Source organism: Serratia sp. LACPHL-BACT-2024-00286 (assembly GCF_043109535.1).
Taxonomy (GTDB): Bacteria; Pseudomonadota; Gammaproteobacteria; order Enterobacterales; family Enterobacteriaceae; genus Serratia; species Serratia sarumanii.
Genome location: NZ_JBICNA010000005.1, coordinates 382667 through 407123, shown reverse-complemented (window position 1 = coordinate 407123; position 24457 = coordinate 382667). Strand labels below are relative to the sequence as shown.

Sequence of the window (24457 nt, the reverse complement as noted above, 5' to 3'; positions counted from 1 at the left end):
CTGCCTATCGCACTGCAAGAACCCGGCTTAAACGCCGGGTTTTTTATGGGATGCGGGTGGGGTTGTGCAAATCTGCCCGGGTATAAGGGCGTTCGATCTGCGCCAGCGTTTTGGCGATATGCTCCAGCAATCCCTGGGTGGGGGCCGGCTGCCGCTGCCCCATCAGCGCCAAGGGCAAGGCCAGCGCGATGGCGAAGTGCGGCCAGGAGAGATGCGGGCGCGCTTTGTTCCGCTGCAACCGCAGGAACAGTGCGCTGGCCAGGTAGCCTAAAATCAGCCCGCTGATCACCTCTGATACCGAATGCACGCGAATTTCCAGCCGCGACACGCCGATGGTAAAAGGCAATATCCATCCGGTCAGCAAAGCGATGCTGCGTATCGGGTGGGAAAATCGGCCGGTCAACGTCCAGAGCAGTGGCGGCCAGATGCTGGCCGCGAGAGCTGAATGGCCGCTGAATCCGGTGAAATCATAACGCTCGCTGCCGATGCCCCAGCCCATAAAGGCCAGTTTGGACAGGCAGACCACCCCGCCGGTGAATCCGAAGATCAGCGCCCACTGCCAACCCGCCGCGCGGGTGGCGGGAGATATGAGCAGCAATAAAAACAGAATCAGCGCGCAAGGCAGCAACAACATGCTGTCGCCGAAAAAAGTCAGAAAATACCAATCCAGCACATCAATCTCCGATGAAAGGGGGCGGGGAGCAAAAGTCAGCGCCGGGGAGTGTAACCCGTTACGGCGCGTTGCCCTAGCCGCGAGATTCTTAAAATGCCGCGTGCCCGTGGCGTGGCAGCCCGAATTCGCCCGCCGCCGCGCAATATACAGTGGCGCAATCCCCGGCGACTCCCTATAATTGTCGCGTTTTAGTTCCCCCCCCTTCACAACACGAAATCAGGTCTTTAATTTTATGACTGACAATCCGCATCAGTGCGTCATTATTGGTATAGCTGGCGCATCTGCCTCCGGAAAAAGCCTTATTGCCAGCACGTTGTACCGCGAACTCCGCGAGCAGGTCGGCGATGAGCACATCGGCGTTATTCCAGAAGACAGTTACTATAAAGACCAGACTCACCTGACCATGGAAGAACGGGTCAAAACCAACTATGACCACCCGAGCGCCATGGATCACAACCTGCTGTTCCAGCATCTGCAGATGCTGAAGGCCGGCAAGGCGATTGAACTGCCGCTGTACAGCTACACCGAACACACGCGCAAGAAAGAAACCGTCCATCTCGAACCTAAAAAAGTGATCATTCTGGAAGGCATCTTGCTGCTGACGGATATCCGCCTGCGCCAGGAGATGAACTTCTCGATCTTTGTCGACACGCCGCTCGATATCTGCCTGATGCGCCGCATGAAGCGCGACGTCAATGAGCGCGGCCGCTCGATGGATTCGGTGATGGCGCAATACCAGAAAACCGTGCGCCCGATGTTCCTGCAGTTTATCGAACCTTCCAAACAATACGCCGATATCATCGTCCCGCGCGGCGGCAAAAACCGCATCGCGATCGATATTCTGAAAGCCAAAATCAGCCAATTCTTTGAATAATGCCGCTTACATGGCCGGAAATGCGCATTTCCGGCCGGCGGCCAACTATTTGCACCCCGGCGTAGACCTTTCGCCCGTTGTGTGGCAATTTTTGTTTAGTTACGCGTTTTGATGGAGAAGAAAGACATGAGACTGTGCGACCGCGATATAGAAGCCTGGCTGGATAGCGAGAAACTGGTGATTTCCCCGCGCCCGCCGCTCGAACGCATCAACGGGGCCACAGTAGATGTCCGTTTGGGCAATCAGTTCCGCGTGTTCCGCGGTCATACCGCGCCTTTTATCGATCTTAGCGGGCCGAAAGATGAAGTCAGCGCTGCGCTGGATCGCGTGATGAGCGACGAGATTGTCCTGCCGGAAGGCGAGGCGTTCTTCCTTCATCCCGGCGAACTGGCCCTGGCGGTGACGTTCGAATCCGTGACGCTGCCGAACGATCTCGTGGGCTGGCTCGACGGCCGTTCTTCTCTGGCGCGTCTGGGGCTGATGGTGCACGTGACCGCGCACCGTATCGATCCGGGCTGGCACGGGCGCATCGTGCTGGAGTTTTACAACTCCGGCAAGCTGCCGCTGGCGCTGCGGCCGGGGATGCCGATTGGTGCCTTGAGCTTTGAGCCGTTGTCCGGCCCGGCGGCCCGGCCATACAACAGCCGGCAGGACGCAAAATATCGCGATCAGCAGGGCGCAGTAGCCAGTCGAATCGACAAGGACTAACGGCGCGGGATGCACCGTCGGTGTGGCGCTGACAAGAGGGTGGCATGAGAAGATTACTGACGACATTGGCGATTTTACTGGTGGTCGTGGTAGCGGGGATGTCCGCGCTGGTACTGCTGGTCAATCCGAATGATTTTCGCGGTTACATGGTCAAAAAGGTCGAGCAGAAGAGCGGCTACCAGCTGACGCTCGAAGGCGACCTGCGTTGGCATATCTGGCCGCAGCTCAGCATTTTGGCCGGGCGCATGACGCTGACCGCGCCGGGCGCCAAGGCGCCGGTGGTGAGCGCGGAAAACATGCGCCTTGACGTCAAACTGTTGCCGCTGCTGTCGCATCAGCTGTTTGTGAAACAGGTGATGTTGAAAAACGCCGTCATTCGCCTCACCCCCGACAGTGAAGAGCACTCGCAAGTGGACGCCCCGATTGCGCCGGCCGGCAGCGGAGCTGATGCGGCAGACGCGGCCTGGAAATTCGATATCGATAACCTGCGCGTCGTGGACAGCCTGTTGATTTGGCAGCGCGCCGACAACGAGCAAATCAATGTCCGGGACATCAATCTTACCCTGCAGCAAACGGAGAAACGGCAGGCGCGGCTGGACATCTCCAGCCGGGTCAACCGCGATCAGCGCGACCTGGCCTTCAGCATGGCGGCCGATATCGATCTGCAGCAGTTCCCGCACCAGATCGGTGCCAAGGTGACCCAGTTCAATTACCAATTGGCGGGGGCAGATATTCCGAACGGCGGTATTCAAGGCGAGGGCAATGCTCAGGTGGTCTATCAGCAGACGCCGGCGCAGATTGCCGTCAGCCAGCTGAACGTCAGTGCCAATAACAGCCAGTTGACCGGCGATATCAGCGCCAGCCTGGGGGCGGTGCCCGGCTATGTGGTGAACCTGAATTCGGCTAATCTCGATCTCGACGCGCTTTCCGGTTGGCAATCCAGCACCAATACCGCCGAGCAGCCCGCCGTGACCGCCGCGCCGGTGATCGCCAGCCAGGTTGACGATCGGCAGCAGAACCTGGAAGCGCTGCGCGATTTCAATGCACAGCTGAATCTGCAGGCGGCGCAGTTGACCTACCGCGGTATGAACGTTACCCAGTTAGCCGTCGCGGCGGATAATCAACGCGGCCTGCTGACGCTGCATAAACTTGCCGGGCAATTGGCCGGCGGCGATTTCTCCTTGCCGGGATCGCTCGACGCTCGCGGCAATAAACCGGTGATAAACGTGCAGCCGACCCTGAACCAGGTTGAGCTCGGCACGGTGCTCAAAGCCTTCGACATGCCGCAGATGCTGACCGGCAAATTCAGCATGAAAGGAGATTTGACCGGCGATCGCCTTTCTTCACAGTCATTTGAGCACCGTTGGCGCGGTACGGCGCAGTTGGCAATGCAGGATGCGCAGTTGCACGGCCTGAACATTCAGCAATTGATCCAACAGGCGGTGGCGCGCAACGATAACAGCGTGCGCGGGCAAGACAGCTATCAGCGCTATACCGAAGTCAAAAGCGTCTCGGCGCGGGCCAGCCTGAGCCAGGGCACTGTCAAGCTCAGCAGCCTGACGGCGGATTCGCCTTTGCTGGCGCTGACCGGCGCCGGCAGTATCGATATGCCGGGAAAACAGTGTGATATGGCGCTTAACGTGCGCGTTACAGGCGGCTGGCAAGGGCGCGGCGAACTGATCGAGCAACTGCAAAAAACGCCGATCCCGCTGCGGGTTTACGGGCCGTGGCAACGGCTGAATTACCAACTGCAGGTCGATCAGGTGCTGCGCAAAACGCTGCAGGATCGGGCTAAAGATGCGCTGAACAAATGGGCTGAAAAGAACAAGGATTCGCGTGAAGGCCAGGATCTGAAGAAGCTGCTCGACAAGCTGTAATCCCTCCTGACGCGGGCCGTTTTACGGCTCGCGTCAATATCGGCGTTTCCCGCGATAATTTCCCTCCGTTACCTTGATGAAGGTCATGAAGACTCACGCTCGATTTGTGCAGAGTAAGAGCATATTTTGCTATGACTATGCGCCTGAGCGCGAAAACATAACGAGTTGAGGAAACATGATAGAGCTTCTTATTGGCGCGGCGGTGGCGGCGGGCGTGGGCCGTTACATCATCAAAGGATATTCCGCCACCGGTGTCTTGATGGTGGGCGGGTTACTGCTGCTCGGCATCAGCGCCCTGATGGGGAAAACGCTGTTGCCGTCCGGCGCCGCGTCTACCGGCTGGCGCGCGACCGATATTATCGAATACGTCAAGATCTTGCTGATGAGCCGCGGCGGCGATCTCGGCATGATGATCATGATGCTGTGCGGTTTCGCCGCCTACATGACGCATATCGGCGCCAACGATGTGGTCGTCAAGCTGGCCTCGCGCCCGTTGCAGATGATCAACTCGCCTTATCTGCTGATGGTGGCTGCCTATTTTGTCGCTTGCCTGATGTCATTGGCGGTCTCTTCCGCCACTGGCCTCGGCGTATTGCTGATGGCGACGCTGTTCCCATTGATGGTGAACGTTGGCATCAGCCGCGGGGCGGCGGCGGCCATTTGCGCTTCGCCGGCGGCGATTATCCTGGCGCCGACCTCCGGCGACGTGGTGCTGGCGGCCAAGGCGGCGGAGATGCCGCTGGTGGACTTCGCGTTCAAAACCACGCTGCCTATCTCGATTGCCGCCATCGTCTGCATGGCCGTGGCGCACTTTTTCTGGCAGCGTTATCTCGACAGGAAAAGTGATGAACAGCATCACATCGTGGACGTCAGCGAAATCAAAACGCATGCGCCGGGGTTTTACGCGATACTGCCGTTTACGCCGATCCTCGGCGTGCTGATCTTCGACGGCAAATGGGGGCCGGAGCTGCACATCATCACCGTGCTGGTAGGGTGCATACTGTTGGCGGCCGCGATCGAGTTCGTGCGCAGCTTCAGCGCCAAACAGGTATTCAGCGGCCTGGAAGTGGCGTATCGCGGCATGGCGGACGCATTCGCCAGCGTGGTGATGCTGTTGGTGGCCGCGGGCGTCTTCGCGCAGGGGTTGAGCACCGTCGGCTTTATCAGCGGATTGATCGGGTTGGCGCAGTCGTTCGGCACCGGCGGTTTGATCATGATGCTGGTGTTGGTGGTGATTACCATGCTGGCGGCCATGACCACCGGCTCCGGCAATGCGCCGTTCTATGCGTTTGTCGAACTGATCCCGAAACTGGCGGCGCAGATGGGCGTGAATCCGGCCTACCTGGTGATCCCGATGCTGCAGGCGTCTAATCTCGGCCGCACGCTGTCGCCGGTCTCCGGTGTGGTGGTGGCGGTCTCCGGCATGGCGAAAATCTCGCCGTTCGACGTGGTGAAGCGCACTTCGGTGCCGGTGATTGTCGGGCTGGTGGTGGTGATCGTGGCGACGGAGCTGCTGGTTCCCCAGTAACACAAAGGCCGGGCAATGCCCGGCCTCAATGTTAAACCTCGTAGTCCTCAGCTGGAGGAGGCGGGGTGATCTTCACTTTCAGAATGCGGTGGCTGTTGACCTCCAACGGCTCGAACAGGTAGTCACCGATCCTGATTTGTTCGCCTTCTTGCGGCACGCGCTGGCTGTGTTCCATCAATAGCCCCGCCAGCGTGTGGTATTCGCGCTTTTCTTCCAGCGGCATCGGCAGGTACAACACCAGATCTTCCAGCGGCATATAGCCGTTGGCGATCCAGCTACCGTCCTCGTTTTGCTGAATGTCGTGGCGTGCGTCCACCTCTTCGCCGGCCTCCGGCAGGTTGCCGGCGATGGTTTCCATCACGTCCGTCAGGGTGACGACGCCTTCGACGGAGCCGAACTCATCGACCACAAAGGCAAAGTGCGTCTGCGCCTGGCGGAATTGTTCCAGGGCGCTTAACAGCGTGAGCTGTTCCGGGAAGATCAACGGTTGGCGTATCAGCGCACGCAGATCCAGCGGCGCCTGCGCCAGCTGCTGTTTGAGGACGTCGATGGTGTGGATCACGCCCAACGGCTCATCGCTGGCGCTGCTTTCCACCACCACGATGCGCGTGTGCTGATTACGCTCCAGCAACTGCGTCAGCTTTTCCTGCGGATCGTTCAGCTCAAGGTATTCGACGTCGTGACGCGAGGTCATGATGCTGCTGACGGTGCGCTGCGCCATGCCCAACACGCGTTCGATCATGCGCCGCTCTTGCTGGTTGAAGATCTCGCCGTTTTCGCTGTCGCTGTCCGCCAGCAGGTTGGCGGAATGGCTGTCGACCTCCGCTTCTTCATGTTTGCCGCTCAGCATGCGCAGTACCGCCTCGGCGGTACGTTCGCGCAGTGGCCGCACCTTTGACAGGAAACGCCGGCGGTTGAACTGCGCCAGTTGGTTCAATGCCTCGATCATTACCGAGAAGCCGATCGCCGCGTAGAGATAGCCTTTCGGAATGTGGTAGCCGAAGCCCTCCGCCACCAGGCTGAAACCGATCATCAGCAGGAAGCTCAGGCATAGAATAACGATAGTCGGGTGAGCGTTGACGAAACGCGTCAGCGGTTTGCTGGCCAGCAGCATCAGGCCGATGGCGATACAGACCGCGATCATCATCACCGCCAGGTGATCGACCATCCCAACGGCGGTGATCACCGAGTCGAGCGAGAAAACGGCGTCCAGCACCACGATCTGCGCCACCACCAGCCAGAAACGTGCGCCTTTGCGCGCGCCGTGCTGCTCTTCATCCTTGCCTTCCAGCCGCTCATTAAGCTCCATGGTGGCTTTGAACAGCAGGAATATCCCGCCGACCAGCATGATCAGATCGCGACCGCTGAAGGGGTGCTCCGCGACGATGAACATCGGTTTGGTCAGCGTCGCCAGCCACGAGATGGAGGCGAGCAGCGCCAGACGCATGACCAGCGCCAGCAACAGACCGACGACACGGGCCTTATCTCTTTGTTGTTTTGGTAGTTTGTCCGCCAGAATGGCGATGAAGACAAGGTTGTCTATACCCAGCACGATTTCCAGCACGACCAACGTGGCCAGGCCGGCCCAAATTGTTGGATCAGCGATCCATTCCATACGCCCAATTTCACCTGTAAGTTCTACGGCTTATGCCGCTCGGGAATGATGGGCGTTGAGGCGGCAAAATTCAACTTTAATCGGGAGGACGTGGATCAGAACAGGAGGATTGCCGCAAACATCGATCGGCGCCGAGTGGCCAACGGAGCCAGGGGCCGGAGGGCGCAAATATCTACCGGGATGTATGCGCTCAGAAAAGAAACGCCTTATTAAATTTATTTAAATCAAAACATTAAAACAATTTTCCTTGACTATGATTCTTATCGGTATCAGGCATGAGTAGTCTTATTCTGAAAACGGCTGGCTGGGGGGATCTAAGGCTTGTATCACTTAGACATTAGTATAAGAATCTTAGTCATATAACGGCAGTAACTAGCATTGTTTGGTTATAAAGGCACCGGTTTTTTTACTTTTTTGTGAACGGCATGGCAGTTCAAACGAAGAATGAGAGCCGTTTTGCATAAAAATTGTTTGGCTCATGCAATGACGTGGTGGATACGTCATAACAGTACTTTGGTAGCTGCAAGCCAAGGGCGGTAGCGTGCCCGATTGAATCCCTTTGTTCACGCTGCGCGGGTGAATGCAGCGCTACGATGAATTGGAATGAAAATGCAAACAAGACTCAAGGCAGTGATCCCCGTTGCGGGGTTGGGAACCCGTATGTTGCCGGCGACCAAGGCGATTCCTAAAGAAATGTTGCCCGTGGTCGATAAGCCCTTAATCCAGTACATTGTTGCTGAATGCGTGGCGGCGGGGATTAAAGATATCGTATTGGTTACGCACTCATCGAAAAACGCGATTGAAAACCATTTTGACACTTCTTTTGAGCTGGAGGCCATGCTCGAAGCGCGTGTGAAACGCCAGCTCCTGAGCGAAGTGCAAAGTATTTGCCCGCCGGACGTTACCGTGATGCAGGTGCGTCAAGGACAGGCGAAAGGGTTGGGGCATGCGGTGCTGTGCGCCAAGCCAATGGTGGGTGATTCTCCTTTCGTTGTGCTGTTGCCCGATGTTTTATTGGATGATTCTACGGCGGATTTGCGTAAGGAAAATCTGGCTAAAATGATCCAGCGTTTTGGTGATACGGGTTACAGCCAAATCATGGTTGAACCGGTGCCGGAACAAGATGTGTCCAAATACGGTGTGGTAGATTGCGCTGGCGCGACGATCGCGGCAGGAGAAAGCGCGCCGATGACGGCGGTGGTTGAGAAGCCGGCCCGCGAGGATGCGCCTTCCAATCTGGCCGTCGTCGGCCGATATGTGCTTGCCGCCGATATTTGGCCGTTACTTGAGAAAACCCCTCCCGGCGCGGGCGATGAGATTCAACTGACCGATGCGATTGCGATGTTGATGGATGAGCAAACGGTGGAAGCATTCCACATGAGCGGCAAGTCCCACGATTGCGGCGACAAGTTTGGCTATATGAAGGCGTTTGTGCAGTATGGTCTGCGTCACGGTACGGAAGGTGAGAATTTCAGCCGCTGGTTGAAGCAGACGTTAGGAAAGTAACAGGTTGTCGCCACCGCGGCTGAAAGCGATCACGAGATTGAATGAGGTCTACCATGACGAAGTTGAAAGCGGTTATTCCCGTTGCCGGATTGGGCATGCGTATGCTGCCGGCGACCAAAGCGATTCCGAAAGAGATGTTGCCAATCGTTGATAAGCCGTTGATTCAATACATTGTCAACGAATGCGTCGCGGCGGGGATTAAAGAGATCATCCTGGTGACGCATTCTTCCAAGAACGCCATTGAAAACCATTTCGATACCTCATTCGAGCTGGAGGCGATGTTGGAGGCGCGCGTGAAACGGCAATTGCTGGATGAGGTGCAGTCGATAACGCCAAAAGGCGTGACGCTGATGCACATTCGCCAAGGGCAGCCGAAAGGACTGGGGCATGCCGTTCTCTGCGCTAAGCCGTTGGTCGGTGATTCTCCGTTTGTCGTGCTGTTGCCGGACATCTTGCTGGATGACGCGAAAGCCGATTTGAAGAAAGACAACCTGCCACACATGATTGCGCGCTTTGAGCAGACCGGTCTGAGCCAGGTTTTGGTGCAAAAGGCAGACGAACACGTACTGCACGATTATTCCGTGGTGGAGTGTGAGACCAGCAGCCTGGCTCCTGGCGAAAGTGCTCGTATCACATCAATTATCGAAAAACCGGCGCCGGAAACCAAGTTGGAATCCAACTACTCGGCGGTGGGGCGCTATGTCTTGTCTGCAGATATTTGGCCGCTGCTGGAGACCACGGAACCGGGAGCCTGGGGGCGCATTCAACTGACCGATGCGATAGCAGAATTGTTGAAACGCAAACCGGTAGAGGCGACAGAGCTGGTGGGGGAATCGTTCAACTGCGGCGAAAAACTGGGTTACCTGCGCGCTTTTGTCACTTATGGCTTGCGTCACCCGACCCAAGGCAAAGCGTTCCGCGAGTGGGCTGAACGGCTGTCGCTTTGAGTAAAACTTATCGCTTCTCTCGATGAGGGCCGTTGCCATCATGGCGGGAGAAGCTAGAATAGTTGTTGAATTTTGGGGAATTTCACTGTTCCAATTTTTATTTTAGTATACATTCTACTGCGAGTAGCCAAGTTGCTATGGCGAGAGAATTTTATGCGTATGGCCGTCTGATTCTGACAAGTCGCTGTTATTTTTAAAAAATTAAAGCTTTAAACTTGCCTCCGCACTGATTTTTACCGGTGCCGGGCATTTCAGTTTATTTACCTCGCTCATAATAGCTTTGCTCTTATCAACGGCAGATAAACGTTCTTGATAATTGCAAACAGAGCTTATGTTTTGAGACGGCACAGCAAGCGACAGACAGTTTGATAAGGTTACAGAGACGCTGCCACGGTTGGCGCGCATAGTAGCTTTGCAGATACATTTACCTGAAAGTGATGATAATTTGATGGCAAAACGACAATTGAAAGTGATATCGCTATTGATATCGATCAGCGTAATCAGTGGATGCACCGTGTTTCCTGGAACCCATTTATCGACCAGCGGAAAAGAAGTCGTAAAACAAGAAGATGCTGACTTCGATATCGATAAGATGGTTAACATTTACCCGATGACACCGAAGTTGTTGGACTCGATGCGTCCGACAAAGGTGGTTGCTCAGCCGAATGCGCAGTTGGACGCATCGCTGCGCACGTATGAATACCGGATCGGGGTAGGTGACGTCCTTAATGTCACCGTTTGGGACCATCCAGAATTGACCACGCCTGCGGGCCAATACCGCAGCGCCAGCGACACAGGCAACTGGGTACACTCCGACGGCACAATTTTCTATCCTTATATCGGTAAGGTTAACGTGGTGGGTAAAACCGTTACCCAAATTCGCGATCAGATCGCCTCCCGTTTGGCTCAGTACATCGAAAGCCCGCAGGTTGACGTTAATATCGCCGCTTTCCGCTCGCAAAAAGCTTACGTGACGGGCGAAGTTACCAAATCCGGGCAGCAGCCTATCACCAACGTACCTTTGACGGTGATGGATGCGATCAACGCCGCCGGCGGGCTGACGGAGAATGCCGACTGGCGCAACATCATCCTGACCCACAACGGCAAAGAACAGCGTCTTTCATTGCAGCAATTGATGCAGAATGGGGATTTGACTCAGAACCATCTGCTCTATCCTGGGGATATTCTGTATATTCCGCGCAACGACGATCTTAAAGTGTTCGTCATGGGTGAAGTTAAAACCCCATCGACGCTAAAAATGGATCGCAGCGGCATGACGCTGACGGAAGCGCTGGGCAATTCTCAGGGGATAAGCCAAGCTGCGGCAGATGCGACCGGTGTCTTCGTTATCCGCCCACTGCACGGAACACAGGGCGACAAACTGGCTAATATTTATCAGCTCAACATGTCCGATGCGACAGCATTGGTGATGGGGGCTGAATTCCATCTGCAACCGTATGACATTGTTTACGTGACGGCAGCGCCTATCGCGCGTTGGAACCGCCTGATCGTTCAGCTGGCACCAACCATCGATAGCTTCAACAATCTCACGGAAGGCTCACTGCGTATCCGTAATTGGCCGTAGTAGGGAGGCTAGCCATGTTTGATTCTATCTTGGTTGTCTGCGTAGGTAATATTTGCCGCTCCCCTACGGGGGAGCGTCTCTTGAAGCAGCATCTGCCGGACAAAGAGATCGCTTCCGCAGGCATCGGTGCCTTGGTTGGCAAAACCGCGGATAAGAGCGCTATTTCCATTGCGGAAAAACATCAGCTGTCGTTAGAAGGGCATGAAGCCAGGCAGTTGACGAAAGAAATGTGCCGGGAATATTCATTAATTCTGGTTATGGAGAAAGGGCATATTGATGCTGTTTGCCGCTTGGCGCCGGAGGTCAGAGGCAAAACCATGCTTTTCGCCCATTGGTTGGGGCAGAAAGAAATTCCCGATCCTTACAGAAAGAGCGCCGAAGCGTTTGAGTTTGTTTACCGCCTTCTTGATGATGCAGCCCAAAAATGGGCCCAGGCATTAAATCGTTAACCAGAGATTACAATGACTGATAATACGAAACCAGGCTTATCAACAGCCAATAATCATGATGAGATTGATCTAAGTCGCTTGCTGGGAACTTTAATTGATCACCGCTGGCTCATCATCGGGATTACAGCGTTATTCTCTGTTGCCGGTATCATTTATTCCCTGTTCGCCACGCCTATATATCAAGCTGACGCCATGGTTCAGGTTGAGCAAAACGTCGGGAACTCGTTGGTCAACGACCTATCTCAAATGCTGCCTAACAGTCAGCCGGGTTCTTCCACGGAGATTGAACTGATCAAGTCACGCATGGTGACGGGTAAGACTGTCGATGATCTGAATCTTGAAACGGTGGTGCAGCAGAAGTACTTCCCGATTTTTGGCCGCGGCTGGGCTCGTTTGACGGGTACCGAACCTGCCAAAATTGCGCTGTCCCGTCTCAATGTGCCTGCCAACTCTGACGATGTTGAGCTGGAATTGACCGTGATTGATGCCCAGCAATATGTGCTGAGCAACAACGGCACCGAGATTATCAAGGGGAAAGTTGGCGCGCTGGAGAGTGGCCATGGGATTTCTTTGCTGGTTAGCGAAATTTCGGCGGAGCCAGGCACTGTCTTTGAAATCGCCAAGTTGCCGCGTTTGGTGGCGACCAACAATCTGCTGGATGCTTTGACGGTTGAAGACAAAGGTAAAGACACCGGCGTGCTGGCGTTGAGTCTGGTCGGGGATGATCCTGTCTTGGTGCGAAACATTCTTGACAGCATCAGCAAAAATTACCTGTTGCAGAACGTCGAACGTAAATCGGAAGAGGCGGCTAAAAGTCTGGACTTCCTGAAAGATCAGTTGCCTGAAGTTCGTAGTTCTTTGGATAGTGCCGAAGATAAACTCAACCGTTTCCGTCAGGCGAATGATTCTGTCGATTTGTCCCTTGAAGCGAAGTCTGTTTTGGACACGATTGTGGGCGTTGAGGCTCAACTGAACGAGCTGACGTTCAAAGAGGCGGAAATTTCCAAGCTTTATACCAAAGAGCACCCGGCTTATCGTGCGTTGATGGAAAAACGCGCCACGTTGCAACAAGAAAAAGATAAGCTGAACAAGCGCGTTAGCGTTATGCCGAAGACCCAGCAGGAAATCTTGCGTTTGACCCGTGATGTACAGGCTGGGCAAGAGATCTACATGCAGTTGCTGAATAAACAGCAAGAACTGGGCATCACCAAGGCAAGCACAGTCGGTAACGTACGTATCGTGGATCCTGCCGTTACGCAGCCTCGTCCGGTTAAACCGCAAAAAACCATTATCGTTTTGATAGTCACGTTGCTAGGCGGTCTATTCTCCACCGGTTTCGTTTTGCTTAAAACCATGCTGCATCGCGGCATCGAAAGTCCGGAACAGTTGGAACAGCAGGGGATCAACGTTTACGCGAGTATTCCGCTGTCCGAATGGCAGCAAAAGAGCGACCGCGAGACCATGCTGTCCGGCAAGCGCAGCAGTAACAGGAGTTACACCCTACTTGCCGTGGGCAACCCGGCGGACTTGGCGATTGAAGCCGTCAGAAGCTTGCGTACCAGTCTGCATTTTGCCTCGCTGGAAGCCAAAAATAACGTTCTGATGATTTCCGGTGCCAGCCCAAGCATCGGTAAAACGTTTGTCAGCATTAACCTGGCGGCGGTGATCGCCCAGGCGGGTCAGCGCATTTTGGTCGTTGACGCCGATATGCGCAAAGGTTATGCCCACTCGTTGTTGAACTGTGAATTGGGATTGGGGTTGTCTGACGTGTTGTCCGGCCAGGCGTCGGCGCAGCAAGCGATCAAGCAAACATCGATCGAGAATCTCAGCTTTATCTCGCGCGGCAAGATTCCTCCGAACCCATCGGAGTTGTTGATGCACAACCGCCTGACAGAGTTCCTGGAATGGGCGGGCAAAGAGTATGACATCGTGTTGGTCGATACCCCACCGATCCTGGCGGTAACGGATGCCGCTATTGTGGCGCGCAATGTCGGCACGACGCTGTTGGTTGCACGTTACGGCGTGAACTCGCTGAAAGAGATTGAGGTGAGTATTCGTCGCTTCGAACAAAACGGCATGGAAATTAAAGGTATTATCCTTAACGCCGTTGAAAATAAATCGGGTAGCGCCTACGGCTACTACGCTTACGAATATAAATAAACTCCCTTCTATGTAAAAGCTCCTCATTATGAGGAGCTTTCTGATTCATTCAAAAGTAATGCATAAAATCCAATTTCGGAGAGAATAAATGAGTAATCTTGCAATTATTCCGGCAAGGGGTGGGTCGAAAGGTATTCCCAAAAAAAATATTAAAGAAATTGCAGGTAAGCCATTAATCGCTTGGAGCATAGAGCAGGCATTAAATTCTTCGAGTATTGATCGTGTTATTGTTTCTACAGATTGTGAAGATATCGCTGCCGTAGCCAGAGAATATGGCGCGGAAGTCCCGTTCATGCGTCCGGCCCATCTGGCGAACGATACCGCTGCGACTGAGCCCGCGCTTTTGCATACGCTGGAGTGGTTGGCTGAACATGAGAGTTACCACCCTGAGTATACCGTCCTGTTGCAGGCTACTTCTCCTGTTCGCAAAGATGATGCGATTGATTCTGCAATCAGAAAGATTATTGAAAAGAAAGCCGATTCACTGCTGAGCGTATGTGAGTTTTGGCATTTCTTGTGGGAAAATGAAGATAATCCGAAAGCCTATTACGACTACTTAAACCGTCCGCGTCGGCAAGATATTAAGCCTGAAAATATCAAACTTAAAGAAAATGGTTCAATTTACGTTACGAAAAGCGAAATTCTCCTCAGTACCGGCAATCGTCTTGGTGGCAAAGTTGTAGCGCATAAGATGTCGGAAGAGGAAAGCTTTGAAATTGACACCATGCTGGACTGGGCGGTTGTTGAAGTAATTTTGAAAAATTGGAGTGGGAGATAATTTATGTTAATTCAGAAAAAAATATCTGACTTTTTAGTGTTTGAAACCGAATCAATCATTAAAGCCTTAGAAAAAATCAACTCGAATAAAAAACGCATTATTTTTGTTGTCACCGAAGACGGCAAGCTGTGCGGCTCTTTCTCAGACGGTGATTTCCGTCGTTGGATCACTAACGGCGACTTCGATCTGAGCCGCGAAATGTCGGAAGTGATGAATCAGAACGTCCGCTATAAAAAAGTGGATGCGCCACGCAATGAGATTGAATCGCTGTTTTCGAATGGCGTTGACGTTCTGCCGCTGGTTGATGATTATCGTCGTTTGGTCGCCGTTGCGCTGCAAAGCGAAAAAGGCCTGACGATTGGCAAACACACTATCACGGAAACCTCGCCGACTTACATTATTGCTGAAATTGGCAACAACCATAATGGCGATATTAAGCTGGCTAAGCATCTGGTTGACCTGGCGGTTGACGCGGGCGCCGATTGCGTCAAGTTCCAAATGCGCGATCTGAGCTCTTTGTATAAGGGCGGCAACGATAAAGACAAATCCGCCGATCTTGGCGCACAGTACACGCTGGATCTGCTGAGAAAATTCCAGCTCAGCAATGAAGAACTGATTGAAGTGTTCGATTATTGCAAGGAGAAGGGGCTGACCCCGCTGTGTACTCCTTGGGATCTGAAGAGCCTGGAAGTGTTGGAAAACTACGGCATGGAAGGTTATAAGGTCGCTTCCGCTGACTTCACTAACCACGAAATGTTGGCCGCGTTGGCCGCTACGGGCAAACCGCTGATTTGTTCTACCGGTATGTGCAGCGAAGCAGAAATCAAAAGCTCGGTAGACTTCTTGAAATCGAAAGGTGCCGAGTTTGTGATCCTGCATTGCAACTCTACGTATCCGACGCCGTTCAAAGACGTCAACCTGGCCTATATCAAACGTCTGCAGCAGGTGACGGGCTGCTTGGTCGGCTATTCTGGCCATGAGCGTGGCATTTCAGTGCCGATCGCCGTGACCGCGCTGGGCGCAAGAGTGATCGAAAAACACTTCACCATCGACAAATCCATGGAAGGCAACGACCACAAGGTGTCGTTGTTACCCCCTGAGTTCAAAGAGATGGTCGTACGTATCCGCGAAGTTGAAGAGTCCATGGGCAACGCCGGCGAACGTACTATCACCCAAGGGGAAATGATCAACCGCGAAACTCTGGCAAAAAGTTTGATTATCAATCGCGATCTGAAAAAAGGTGAAATCATCACTCGCGAGATGGTTGAAGTGAAGAGTCCGGGGCAGGGTCTGCAGCCTCTTTATCTGGAGCAATTGGTCGGTAAGAAAGCCAATCGTGACCACGAAAAAGGCGGGTATTTCTATGAGTCGGATCTAAATGATGTGGCGATAGAAGCCAAGGACTATGATTTCAATCGTCCGTTCGGCATTCCAGTGCGCTACCACGATTACGGCAAGTTGAAGAATAAATCCAATCTGGACTTCGTCGAGTTCCATCTGAGCTATCAGGATATGGAACTCGATTTGACAGAATTCTTCTCCGGCGCTGAAAATATCGGTTTTGCGGTACATAGCCCCGAGCTGTTCGCCAACGATCATATTTTGGATCTGGCGACGGATGATCCCGTTTATCTTGCTCATTCGATCAAACAGCTGCAGCGTGTCTGCGATGTGACTCGCGCGTTGAAGCAATATTTCCCGAAAACTGAGCGTCCGGTCATCGTGGTGAATGCAGGCGGTTTCAATACCACCGGTTTCTTGCCAAAAGAATCACGTCAGGCGATGTACGAACGCATTGGCGCCGCTCTGGGTGAAATCAATCAAGAAGGCGTTGAAATCATCATCCAGACGATGCCTCCGTTCCCATGGCACTTTGGTGGTCAAAGCTACCATAACCTGTTTGTCGATCCGGACGAGATTAAAGCGTTCTGTGAGAAATACGGCTACCGCATCTGCTATGACACGTCGCATTCCATGATGGCTTGTAATTACTACCAATGGGATCTTCATGAATTTACCCAGAAGGTCGGCCCTTACACCGCACATATGCATATTGTTGATGCTTTGGGAGTGGATGGTGAAGGGGTACAGATCGGTAAAGGCGATGTGAACTTTGACGAGCTGGCTGATGATCTGCGGCGTCATGCGCCGGGAGCGCAGTTTATTCCTGAAGTGTGGCAGGGGCACAAAAACCAAGGGGAAGGGTTCTGGCATGCGCTTAACTTCCTGGAAAAGTATCTGTAAATGAGTAAAGCCATTATGGGGGCTGCGGCCTTGTCGGTAGGGGACATTCTCGGCAAGGTCATCGGCTTCATCATATTGCCTTATTTGACAGCACACCTAGGCGCGTCGGGGTACGGCGCGCTGACTCTTTATTTGTCCGTTATTCAGATCTTGATCATTTTCATTTCGTTCAGTGGTCAAGGTCTGTTGCCGGTCAAATACATGCAGGAGGGGGAAGGGAGCTCCCTGGTGTTCCGCAGAGATAACATCGCCTTGGCTTTCGCGTCGAGCGCGCTACTGGTGGCTATATTCTACATTGTCACACTGGTCGCCAAGATCTCTGTTTCTTTCAGCGACGGTTTTCTGGTTGTTTTGGCATCTCTGGCGCAGGCGCTGAACTTTATCAATTTATCGCATTTGCGCATTAGTCAGACCTATAAAGTTGCCGCTATCGGCCAATTTTTGCTTTCCGCATTCAACGTTTTATTCACTATCGCTCTTTTTGAAATGATAGCGTCGACGCCAGGACAACGTTTGATAGCGATCGCGGCATCATTTTTCAGCATTCAGCTGGCCTACGAGTTCTTTGTTTACAGAAAAATAGCGGTTGAACGCAGCGTGCTCCAACCGTTGCGTAAGCGTTATAAGGAAATCATTAGCTACGGGGTATCCCTATTGCCACATCATGGCAGTTATTGGATTAAATCCTCGGTGGATAGATTCTTCATAGCGCATTACATGAGTACGGCGGTAGTCGGGGTTTATGGCTTGGCGTTTCAGCTAACCTCTATCGTTATGCTCTTTTTCGGCGTAATCAACCAAGCGTTCCAACCTTTCATTTATCGCAAGCTTAAAGCGAACGATTTTAGAGGGGTCGAGCTCATTCAATATGGTTACACAGCTCTGGTTATCGTTTCGTGCATTATTTACTTCTTTATTTTGCCATTTGCTTTCCCGTATCTGTTTAATGCTGAGTTCAATCGCGCCATTTATTACTTCAACATTCTTTTGCCTGGAACTGCATTTTTATCGATTTATTATATTTTTACGCACTCACTGTTTTACTATCGTAAAAATAAATTAATCTCAATTATTACCATGGGTTCGATGATAACGCATTTGATTGGTATATTTGTCATCACCATGACAGAAATCAAAGTTGAGTATTTCTGCCTGGTTTATGCAATTTCTAGTTTTTATGCGTGTGCAGTGACTTTTTATTGTGGCAAGCGACAGATCAGTATTGAGAGGAAAAGATGATAGCAAGTCTTAAACGATGGTTGCGAAACTTACGTAAGCAGCGTTATCGTTCAAAAGTTATCAGAATGGCTGAAAGATGTGGTCAAGATCCGAAAATTAACTTTTTAACTATCGTTAATAATAAAACCCGACTTGGTGATAACTTTAACTCCAATGGTTTGACGGTGGTTGGAAAGGGCGGTGTTACTATCGGTGATAATTTCCACTGTGGTTTTGGTTGTGTATTGATCACAGAAAATCACAATCATCATGGGAATGCGATTCCCTACGATAACACTTATGTGATTAAGGATACGCATATCGGGGATAATGTTTGGCTTGGGATCAATGTGATTGTTCTGCCCGGGGTTTCCATTGGGGAAGGGGCCATTATCCAAGCCGGCAGCGTGGTGGTTAAAGATATAGAGCCCTACGCTATAGCCGGCGGCCATCCAGCGAAACCCTTTTCGCAACGCGATGTTGCTCACTATCTGCAGCTTAAGGCTGAAGGCAAATTTCATTGAACGGCAGTTATACATTCATGCCCGTAGCTTAATCGGATATTAGAAATATGAGTAAATACATTGCGTATATTGAGTCACCGCTTCAGGCTTTTAATCTCATTGAGTATCTTGATGCGAAGAACATTGTGCTCGATCTGCTGATTGTCAATAAGCGTTCGGCCAATTCTGCGTTGAATCACGGGCAGATTGTTTATCTGTTGAACATGATTAAGCATCGCTCCCTGGAAACCATTGATGTTGAAGGGAAACTGGGTAATGCTTTTGATATTAAACGGCAATTGAAGAGTGTAACATCGGTGGTGAGTGCGAAGGAAACTGTCACTTTGATTGCCGGTGAGTATCGCGCGAGGGTTTTTTGGATTTTAGCGCATAAATATTCGAGAAGAAATGTGGTCCTGCTGGATGATGGTACGGCAACGCTCAGAATTAAACGCTACAATAATCTCACTGCTCGGGGCGTCGTGAAGTCGGTTTTCCTCAAGTCACTTGGTATGACCAATAATGAGAGAGAAAAAATAACCTTTTTCTCTGTTTATGACATCGAAGGTAATGTTTCAAAAAGAGATGTGGTCGTTAAGCACAGTTACCAAAATTTTAAGGCTAAACTGGCCAGTCTTCCTGATGGAAAGAACAGGGTCTTCATTATAGGTACGCCGCTTTATGAGGCAGGGGTAACGTCTGTTGATGATATTGACTTGACGCTAAGAATGATAAATGACTTAAAGTCAAATCAGATGGGTGCCGAGCTTGTTTATATTCCCCACCGCCGCGAGCGTGAAGAGAAAATAGATGAAATCAGAAAGTCTGTAGAGGTCCGTCGGTTGGATTTTCCCTTTGAGGTTTATCCCATTGTGGCTGGTGAGAACGTCAGTTGCATAGCCGGATTTTATTCATCATTGTATGACAATCTCGTAAAAATATATGATGAAAAAATTAAAATAATCGCTTACGTTCTTGATGAGAAAGTTTTATCGCCAGAGTGGAGTGGTTTTGTTAACGCGATTTATAAAAACTATGAGAGTTATGAAAACGCGGATATTACGCTGATTAAAAACAAATTTTAATTTTATAAATTTACCGTGGTGATGGAAAATGAAGATTGCTTTAATTAACACACTTTATGCTCCTTATAAAATCGGTGGTGCTGAAGTATCAGTTCAGTTGTTGGCTGAAAGCCTGCAACGAGCCGGGCATGAAGTTGGTGTGTTTTGTCTTCATGAATTTGATGAGATAAAATATGACACTCTTAATGGCGTTCATATTGCTTATTTACCTCTCAAAAATATGTACTGGCCATTTCAGGCTTCTTCGGCAAGCAAATTAAAGAAAGCGTTGTGGCATCTGCTTGATTCTTATAATCCATTTATGGCTCGTGCCATGCGTAAGGAGCTGCGCAAATTTTCTCCGGATGTGGTGCATACCAACAACCTCAGCGGTTTTTCCGTCGCAGCGTGGCGAGTGGCCAAGAAGCTGGGGGCGCGCGTGGTACACACGACTCGCGATTATTATCTATTCCATCCGAACGGCACGTTGTTTAAACATGGCCAAAATATGGACGTACAGTCGTCTGCAGTGCGCATCGCATCTTTTCTGAAGAAAAAAGCCAGTCAGCGCGTAGACGTTTTTGTTGGCATAAGTAAATATATTTCCGCCTTGCATCGGGAAAATGGATTTGCGCGCAACGCGGTACATACGCATATCTACAACCCTGTCGCCGCGATAGAGTATGTACCGACCGTCAACGAAAAGGTCAGGATCGGTTTTGTCGGTCGCCTCACCGAAGACAAAGGTTTTGATGAGTTTTGTGCTCTGGCAAAACAGGCCAGCGGCGATCCGCAGGTTGCATTCTACGCCGCCGGCAGATTCAATGGTGACGCCGCTGGCGAGAAGTTGAAGGTGTTAGCGTTGGAGGCAGGTATTCATTTGCTTGGCTTTATCAAGATTGAAGAGTTTATGACGCAGATTGACGCCGTTGTTCTACCAACGCGATGGAATGAGCCCTTTGGGCGAACCGTTGCGGAATCGGCCATCTCTGGTAAGGTTGTGTATACGCCTTTCAATGGCGGAGTGGCAGAAATCGCAGCTTTTTATGATAATATTTTCGAGCTAAAAGATTTTTCTGTCGCCAGTGTGGTTAGCGTCGTGAGAGAAAATAACAACAAACCGCGTCGTTCGTTTTTTGAACTAGAAAAAATAACCGATGCTTATGAGAGCGTGTATAGAGGGTCATAATGAGGGTATCGACAAAGTCGTTGGTTGTTTTTCTTTTGCTGATGTACATGACATTGCTCTCATTGAATGGCGTTGTGACCGTCGCTGCGTATATGTCGACCAGGGCACTTTTATTATATAAAGACTTTTTTGCCATGGCAGTGCCGGTTTTCGTCCTAATCTTGCTTTTTGCGCGTAACCCTAACGTGTCAAAACAGTGTAGAAGCGTAATGATCTTTTTCCTGTCGATGGTGATCTTCTCGTTAGTTTATGTACTTTTAAGTATGATCACCGGCAGGTTTGATTTCTTCCGCTCTATCGTTCAGTTTCGCTTAGAGTTACTGACATTCGGTTCTTTTTTCTTTGCCGCCGTTTTACTTCTTTTTGAATATAATGAGCGTGTCGAGATTGTTAATAAAATCATTAAGTACTATATTTTCTTTGCCGTATTGAATGCGCTCTTTGCGGTCGCCGAATCCAGTTTGGCAGGCCTGCTTTATGCGCTAATCGGTTTTGACCCTGGCCCACAGTTGACACAGTTTGGTAAAGAATATGGTCTTCTGTTACGCACTATTCAGGGGCAATTACGTGCTTTTGGTCTGCTCACCGGGCCATTCAGCCTCAGTGAATATCTGTTTTTTGCATTGGTATTATCGCCTTATGTAAGCGAAAAAAACCGCAAGAAATATATTCTTCTCATTATGGTTGGGATCGCATTTTCAACATCGAAAACGGCGATTATCATGGCACTGCTTTATATCATGTTCCTGATGCTGAGACGCTTTTTCTCTCAACGTTTTAGCCTGAATTCAGTCACTATGGTAACGATGGTCTTGTCACTGTTCTTTTATATTACGACGACCAATTACAGTATTTATGAGATGATATTCCCGAAGGAGAATGCTTACGCGGAGAACAGCATTTTACTTCGTACGGTCAATATAGAAGCCGTGCGAGCTGACAGTGAGTATTCGCCATTTATCGGTGCTGGGTACGCTGTGAATGGCAACGCGGTGGTTGGTGATGACAATACGAACTCAATCCCGCTTGATAGTATGTATATCTACATGTTGTCGAATTACGGTAATGTCGGCATTATCCTTCTGGTTATTGTCGCTACGTTAATTCTTGGCATTCTTTATCAGCGTACTCGTCTTGGCCTTAATCCCAGTGTTTACCTATACTGGATGATCTCGCTTTCGATGAATTTCGTTTATAATAACCCGTTGACAAACTATCCAGGCTATATATTCGCAATCATAATATCGATTTTGTTATTATCAATTAGAACGCCGGAGACGGGTTCCGTGAGTCGCTCAAGAAAGAATGTAGGTTATGTGCAATCGCTACATTGACACGGTATTATTTAAAATTGCGAGGTAATTAATGATTTATGTCAATGCGCGATTCTTAACGCAGGATTTGACAGGGGTTCAGCGGTTCGCTCAGGAAGTATGCCTTGCGCTGAGTAAGATTAGGCATGATATCGTTTTTGTCTCGCCACCTAACATTATTCACCACGATATCGCGTCGCAATTGAATGTTCAGGTGGTGGGTAAGAAAAGCGGTCACTTTTGGGAGCAGGTAGAGCTTCCAGCTTTTTTAAAGAAAAATAAAAGCCCGCTTCTAATAAATCTTTGCAATACGGCTCCGATCTTTTATCGTAATAAAATTGTTACTCATCACGATGTTATATATAAACGCTATCCGCAAAGTTACTCTGCAAAGTTTCGTTTCGTTTATAATAACTTTGTTCCCCTGATGTTGCGTCACAGTAAGGCGTTGATTACAGTTAGCGAATTTTCTAAAAAAGAAATTAGCCAGGCATTTGACTACCCATTAAATAATATTTACGTAATCTATAATGCGGTGTCCGAGCAGTTTAAACCCATAGCGTCGGCATCCAATACAGAGCGCCCTTATTTATTGGCCGTTTCGTCTCCAAATTATCATAAGAACTTTCATGGTCTGATTGCCGCTTTCTCTCAAATGGCAAACGGCCAGGAAGTGACGCTGAAAATCATTGGGGCCGCCAACAAGAACTTCGCGGATGTTGGGTTTTCGACGGAAGGAACTGTAACGAACGATAACATACAGTTTTTGGGGCGTGTGAGCGATCAACAGCTTGTAGAACTCTATTCTCATGCTCGCGCCTTTGTGTTCCCCTCTTTATATGAAGGGTTCGGCATTCCTCCGTTAGAAGCGCAGGCTTGTGGTTGTGCGGTAGTAGCGTCCAATCGGGCTTCTATGCCCGAGGTATTGTCGAAGAGTGCATTGTACTTTGATCCGGAAAACATCCTGGAAATGAAACAGGCACTGGAGCGGATTATGCAGGATGAAGCGTTGCGCCAAATTTTAATCGCTGAGGGATTTACGAATGTCAAACGTTTCGATTGGATGCGTTCGGCAACAGCGTTGAGCGAGATAATGACGAGATCTATGCAATGAAAAAAAAAGTGCTGCATGTCGCCGAGACAGTGAAGGGTGGCGTCGCTACGGTAATTAGACAACTTGTACAGCAAAGTGATGAATTTGATTTTTACTGTGTGTTGCCCGATAGTCAATATCGTGAGATTGGCGCTTTTCCCGCAGAAAAAATGAAGGTATTTACGCGGACAGGGAGAAATATTTCTTCGTTTATCTCTTTGGCTATTAACTATATCCAGATGGTACGTAAAGAAAAACCGGATGTCATTCACGTCCACAGTACTTTTGCGGGGGTTGTTTGCCGGCTGTTAACGCCATTGGTAAGAATGACTTGCAGGCCTAAAATTATTTATTGTCCGCATGCTTTTTCTTTCCTGATGGACACATCAGAAAAGAAAAAGAAGGTTTATGCCAAGATAGAGAAAATTCTGCAAAAGAATACCGATGTTATCATCTGTACCAGCGAATATGAGAAACGAACGGCACTGATGGCCGGATTGAGTCCTGATAATTTGACTGTTGTGTATAATGGCGTTGAACCCCCTGTAAAGCTGCCGGATGATACCAATCCTTATCGCCAAGATAAAATAAATATATTGTTTGTCGGCCGTTTTGATTATCAAAAAGGATTTGATTTGGTTCAGCGGATTGCCGACGAATTGGATGACAGATTTTTAATCACGATCGTCGGCGGCAATGTACACGCAAAAGAGCAACCGGCATCACATGCCCGGATGGATTTTAAAGGTTGGTTGACCTCGGCAGAGATGGCGCCTTATTTCACCTACGCCGACGTGTTGTTGATGCCAAGCCGATGGGAGTCGTTCGGTCTGGTCGCCGTTGAAGCTGAAAGCTATGGGTTGCCCGTTGTCGCCAGCCGCTGCAGTTCATTGCCGGAGGTGGTGAGCGAAGGCGTTACGGGGTATCTGTTTACGACCAATCAGGCCGATGAGGCCGTTGAGATATTGAATGCTCGCGACCAACGCGATTGGAGTGCAATGAAAGTTGACTGTGTCGATTTCTACAATGCTAATTTTACTTCAGAAAAAATGATATCCAATACTTATCGTCATTACAGATAATCGATACATCCGTTTTTTGGAATGAAAATAATTTTTTTACTATTTATATTT

At 50.5% G+C, this 24457-nt stretch carries 21 protein-coding genes; 18 read left to right on the top strand and 3 right to left on the bottom strand.

Annotated elements, in window-relative coordinates:
• Positions 1-43 precede the first annotated feature (43 nt).
• Positions 44-673, bottom strand: a complete 630-nt coding sequence (locus ACF8MC_RS17570; protein ID WP_164097615.1) for a phosphatase PAP2 family protein — start codon at positions 671-673, stop codon at positions 44-46.
• Between the two features lie 232 nt (positions 674-905).
• On the opposite strand from ACF8MC_RS17570, the gene udk reads away from it, so the two are divergent.
• The 4 genes from udk to dcuC all read left to right on the top strand — a co-directional run bounded on the left by udk (position 906) and on the right by dcuC (position 5660).
• Entirely contained in the window at positions 906-1547 is a 642-nt protein-coding gene (gene udk, locus ACF8MC_RS17565; RefSeq protein WP_004938922.1) for a uridine kinase, read from the top strand.
• 126 nt (positions 1548-1673) lie between these two features.
• Positions 1674-2255: a dCTP deaminase gene (dcd, locus tag ACF8MC_RS17560; protein WP_164097614.1), complete on the top strand. Its 582-nt coding sequence runs from the start codon at positions 1674-1676 to the stop codon at positions 2253-2255.
• 44 nt (positions 2256-2299) lie between these two features.
• Complete coding sequence (gene asmA, locus ACF8MC_RS17555; RefSeq protein ID WP_041034199.1) at positions 2300-4132, top strand: outer membrane assembly protein AsmA; 1833 nt, start codon at positions 2300-2302, stop codon at positions 4130-4132.
• A gap of 175 nt (positions 4133-4307) precedes the next feature.
• Positions 4308-5660: an anaerobic C4-dicarboxylate transporter DcuC gene (gene dcuC, locus ACF8MC_RS17550; RefSeq protein ID WP_033637736.1), complete on the top strand. Its 1353-nt coding sequence runs from the start codon at positions 4308-4310 to the stop codon at positions 5658-5660.
• Between the two features lie 31 nt (positions 5661-5691).
• Here dcuC and ACF8MC_RS17545 read toward each other — a convergent pair whose 3' ends face one another.
• A complete protein-coding gene (locus tag ACF8MC_RS17545) occupies positions 5692-7275 on the bottom strand; it encodes a TerC family protein (protein WP_033637737.1) in 1584 nt (527 codons plus the stop codon).
• 609 nt (positions 7276-7884) lie between these two features.
• Here ACF8MC_RS17545 and galU (ACF8MC_RS17540) point away from each other — a divergent pair.
• Together galU (ACF8MC_RS17540) and galU (ACF8MC_RS17535) are read left to right on the top strand one after the other, a co-directional pair.
• Positions 7885-8781: a UTP--glucose-1-phosphate uridylyltransferase GalU gene (gene galU, locus ACF8MC_RS17540; RefSeq protein ID WP_033638708.1), complete on the top strand. Its 897-nt coding sequence runs from the start codon at positions 7885-7887 to the stop codon at positions 8779-8781.
• A gap of 53 nt (positions 8782-8834) precedes the next feature.
• Positions 8835-9728, top strand: coding sequence for a UTP--glucose-1-phosphate uridylyltransferase GalU (galU, locus tag ACF8MC_RS17535; protein ID WP_128884662.1), 894 nt, complete (start codon positions 8835-8837; stop codon positions 9726-9728).
• Between the two features lie 201 nt (positions 9729-9929).
• On the opposite strand, the gene ACF8MC_RS17530 is transcribed toward galU (ACF8MC_RS17535), so the two are convergent.
• Positions 9930-10241 (bottom strand): hypothetical protein, encoded by a 312-nt coding sequence (locus ACF8MC_RS17530; RefSeq protein WP_162091248.1) that lies wholly within the window; start codon positions 10239-10241, stop codon positions 9930-9932.
• Between ACF8MC_RS17530 and ACF8MC_RS17525 the strand changes: the two genes are divergently transcribed.
• The 12 genes from ACF8MC_RS17525 (at position 10177) to ACF8MC_RS17470 (ending at position 24406) form a co-directional block, all read left to right on the top strand.
• Positions 10177-11313, top strand: a complete 1137-nt coding sequence (locus ACF8MC_RS17525; RefSeq protein WP_033637739.1) for a polysaccharide export protein — start codon at positions 10177-10179, stop codon at positions 11311-11313. The two genes, ACF8MC_RS17530 and ACF8MC_RS17525, sit on opposite strands and share 65 nt — an antisense overlap.
• 14 nt (positions 11314-11327) lie before the next feature.
• Entirely contained in the window at positions 11328-11762 is a 435-nt protein-coding gene (locus ACF8MC_RS17520; RefSeq protein ID WP_033637740.1) for a protein-tyrosine-phosphatase, read from the top strand.
• 12 nt (positions 11763-11774) lie between these two features.
• Positions 11775-13922, top strand: coding sequence for a tyrosine-protein kinase Wzc (gene wzc, locus ACF8MC_RS17515; protein ID WP_033637741.1), 2148 nt, complete (start codon positions 11775-11777; stop codon positions 13920-13922).
• A gap of 88 nt (positions 13923-14010) precedes the next feature.
• Positions 14011-14700, top strand: a complete 690-nt coding sequence (locus ACF8MC_RS17510) for a cytidylyltransferase domain-containing protein (RefSeq protein ID WP_033637742.1) — start codon at positions 14011-14013, stop codon at positions 14698-14700.
• Positions 14701-14703: 3 nt separating this feature from the next.
• Entirely contained in the window at positions 14704-16944 is a 2241-nt protein-coding gene (locus ACF8MC_RS17505) for an N-acetylneuraminate synthase family protein (protein WP_033637743.1), read from the top strand.
• Positions 16945-18183, top strand: a complete 1239-nt coding sequence (locus ACF8MC_RS17500) for an oligosaccharide flippase family protein (RefSeq protein ID WP_039566814.1) — start codon at positions 16945-16947, stop codon at positions 18181-18183.
• Complete coding sequence (locus ACF8MC_RS17495) at positions 18180-18686, top strand: DapH/DapD/GlmU-related protein (protein WP_071998120.1); 507 nt, start codon at positions 18180-18182, stop codon at positions 18684-18686. The genes ACF8MC_RS17500 and ACF8MC_RS17495 overlap by 4 nt, the downstream gene beginning before the upstream one ends.
• Before the next feature lie 47 nt (positions 18687-18733).
• Positions 18734-19750: a hypothetical protein gene (locus ACF8MC_RS17490; RefSeq protein ID WP_033646768.1), complete on the top strand. Its 1017-nt coding sequence runs from the start codon at positions 18734-18736 to the stop codon at positions 19748-19750.
• A 28-nt stretch (positions 19751-19778) separates the two neighbouring features.
• Positions 19779-20918 (top strand): glycosyltransferase family 4 protein, encoded by a 1140-nt coding sequence (locus ACF8MC_RS17485; RefSeq protein ID WP_164104733.1) that lies wholly within the window; start codon positions 19779-19781, stop codon positions 20916-20918.
• 47 nt (positions 20919-20965) lie between these two features.
• Positions 20966-22252 carry an O-antigen ligase family protein gene (locus ACF8MC_RS17480; RefSeq protein WP_230202210.1) on the top strand — a complete coding sequence of 429 codons (1287 nt, stop codon included), beginning with the start codon at positions 20966-20968 and terminating at the stop codon, positions 22250-22252.
• Between the two features lie 31 nt (positions 22253-22283).
• Positions 22284-23345 carry a glycosyltransferase family 1 protein gene (locus tag ACF8MC_RS17475; protein ID WP_033646765.1) on the top strand — a complete coding sequence of 354 codons (1062 nt, stop codon included), beginning with the start codon at positions 22284-22286 and terminating at the stop codon, positions 23343-23345.
• Positions 23342-24406, top strand: coding sequence for a glycosyltransferase family 4 protein (locus ACF8MC_RS17470; RefSeq protein WP_164104734.1), 1065 nt, complete (start codon positions 23342-23344; stop codon positions 24404-24406). The genes ACF8MC_RS17475 and ACF8MC_RS17470 overlap by 4 nt, the downstream gene beginning before the upstream one ends.
• Positions 24407-24457: the final 51 nt, after the last annotated feature.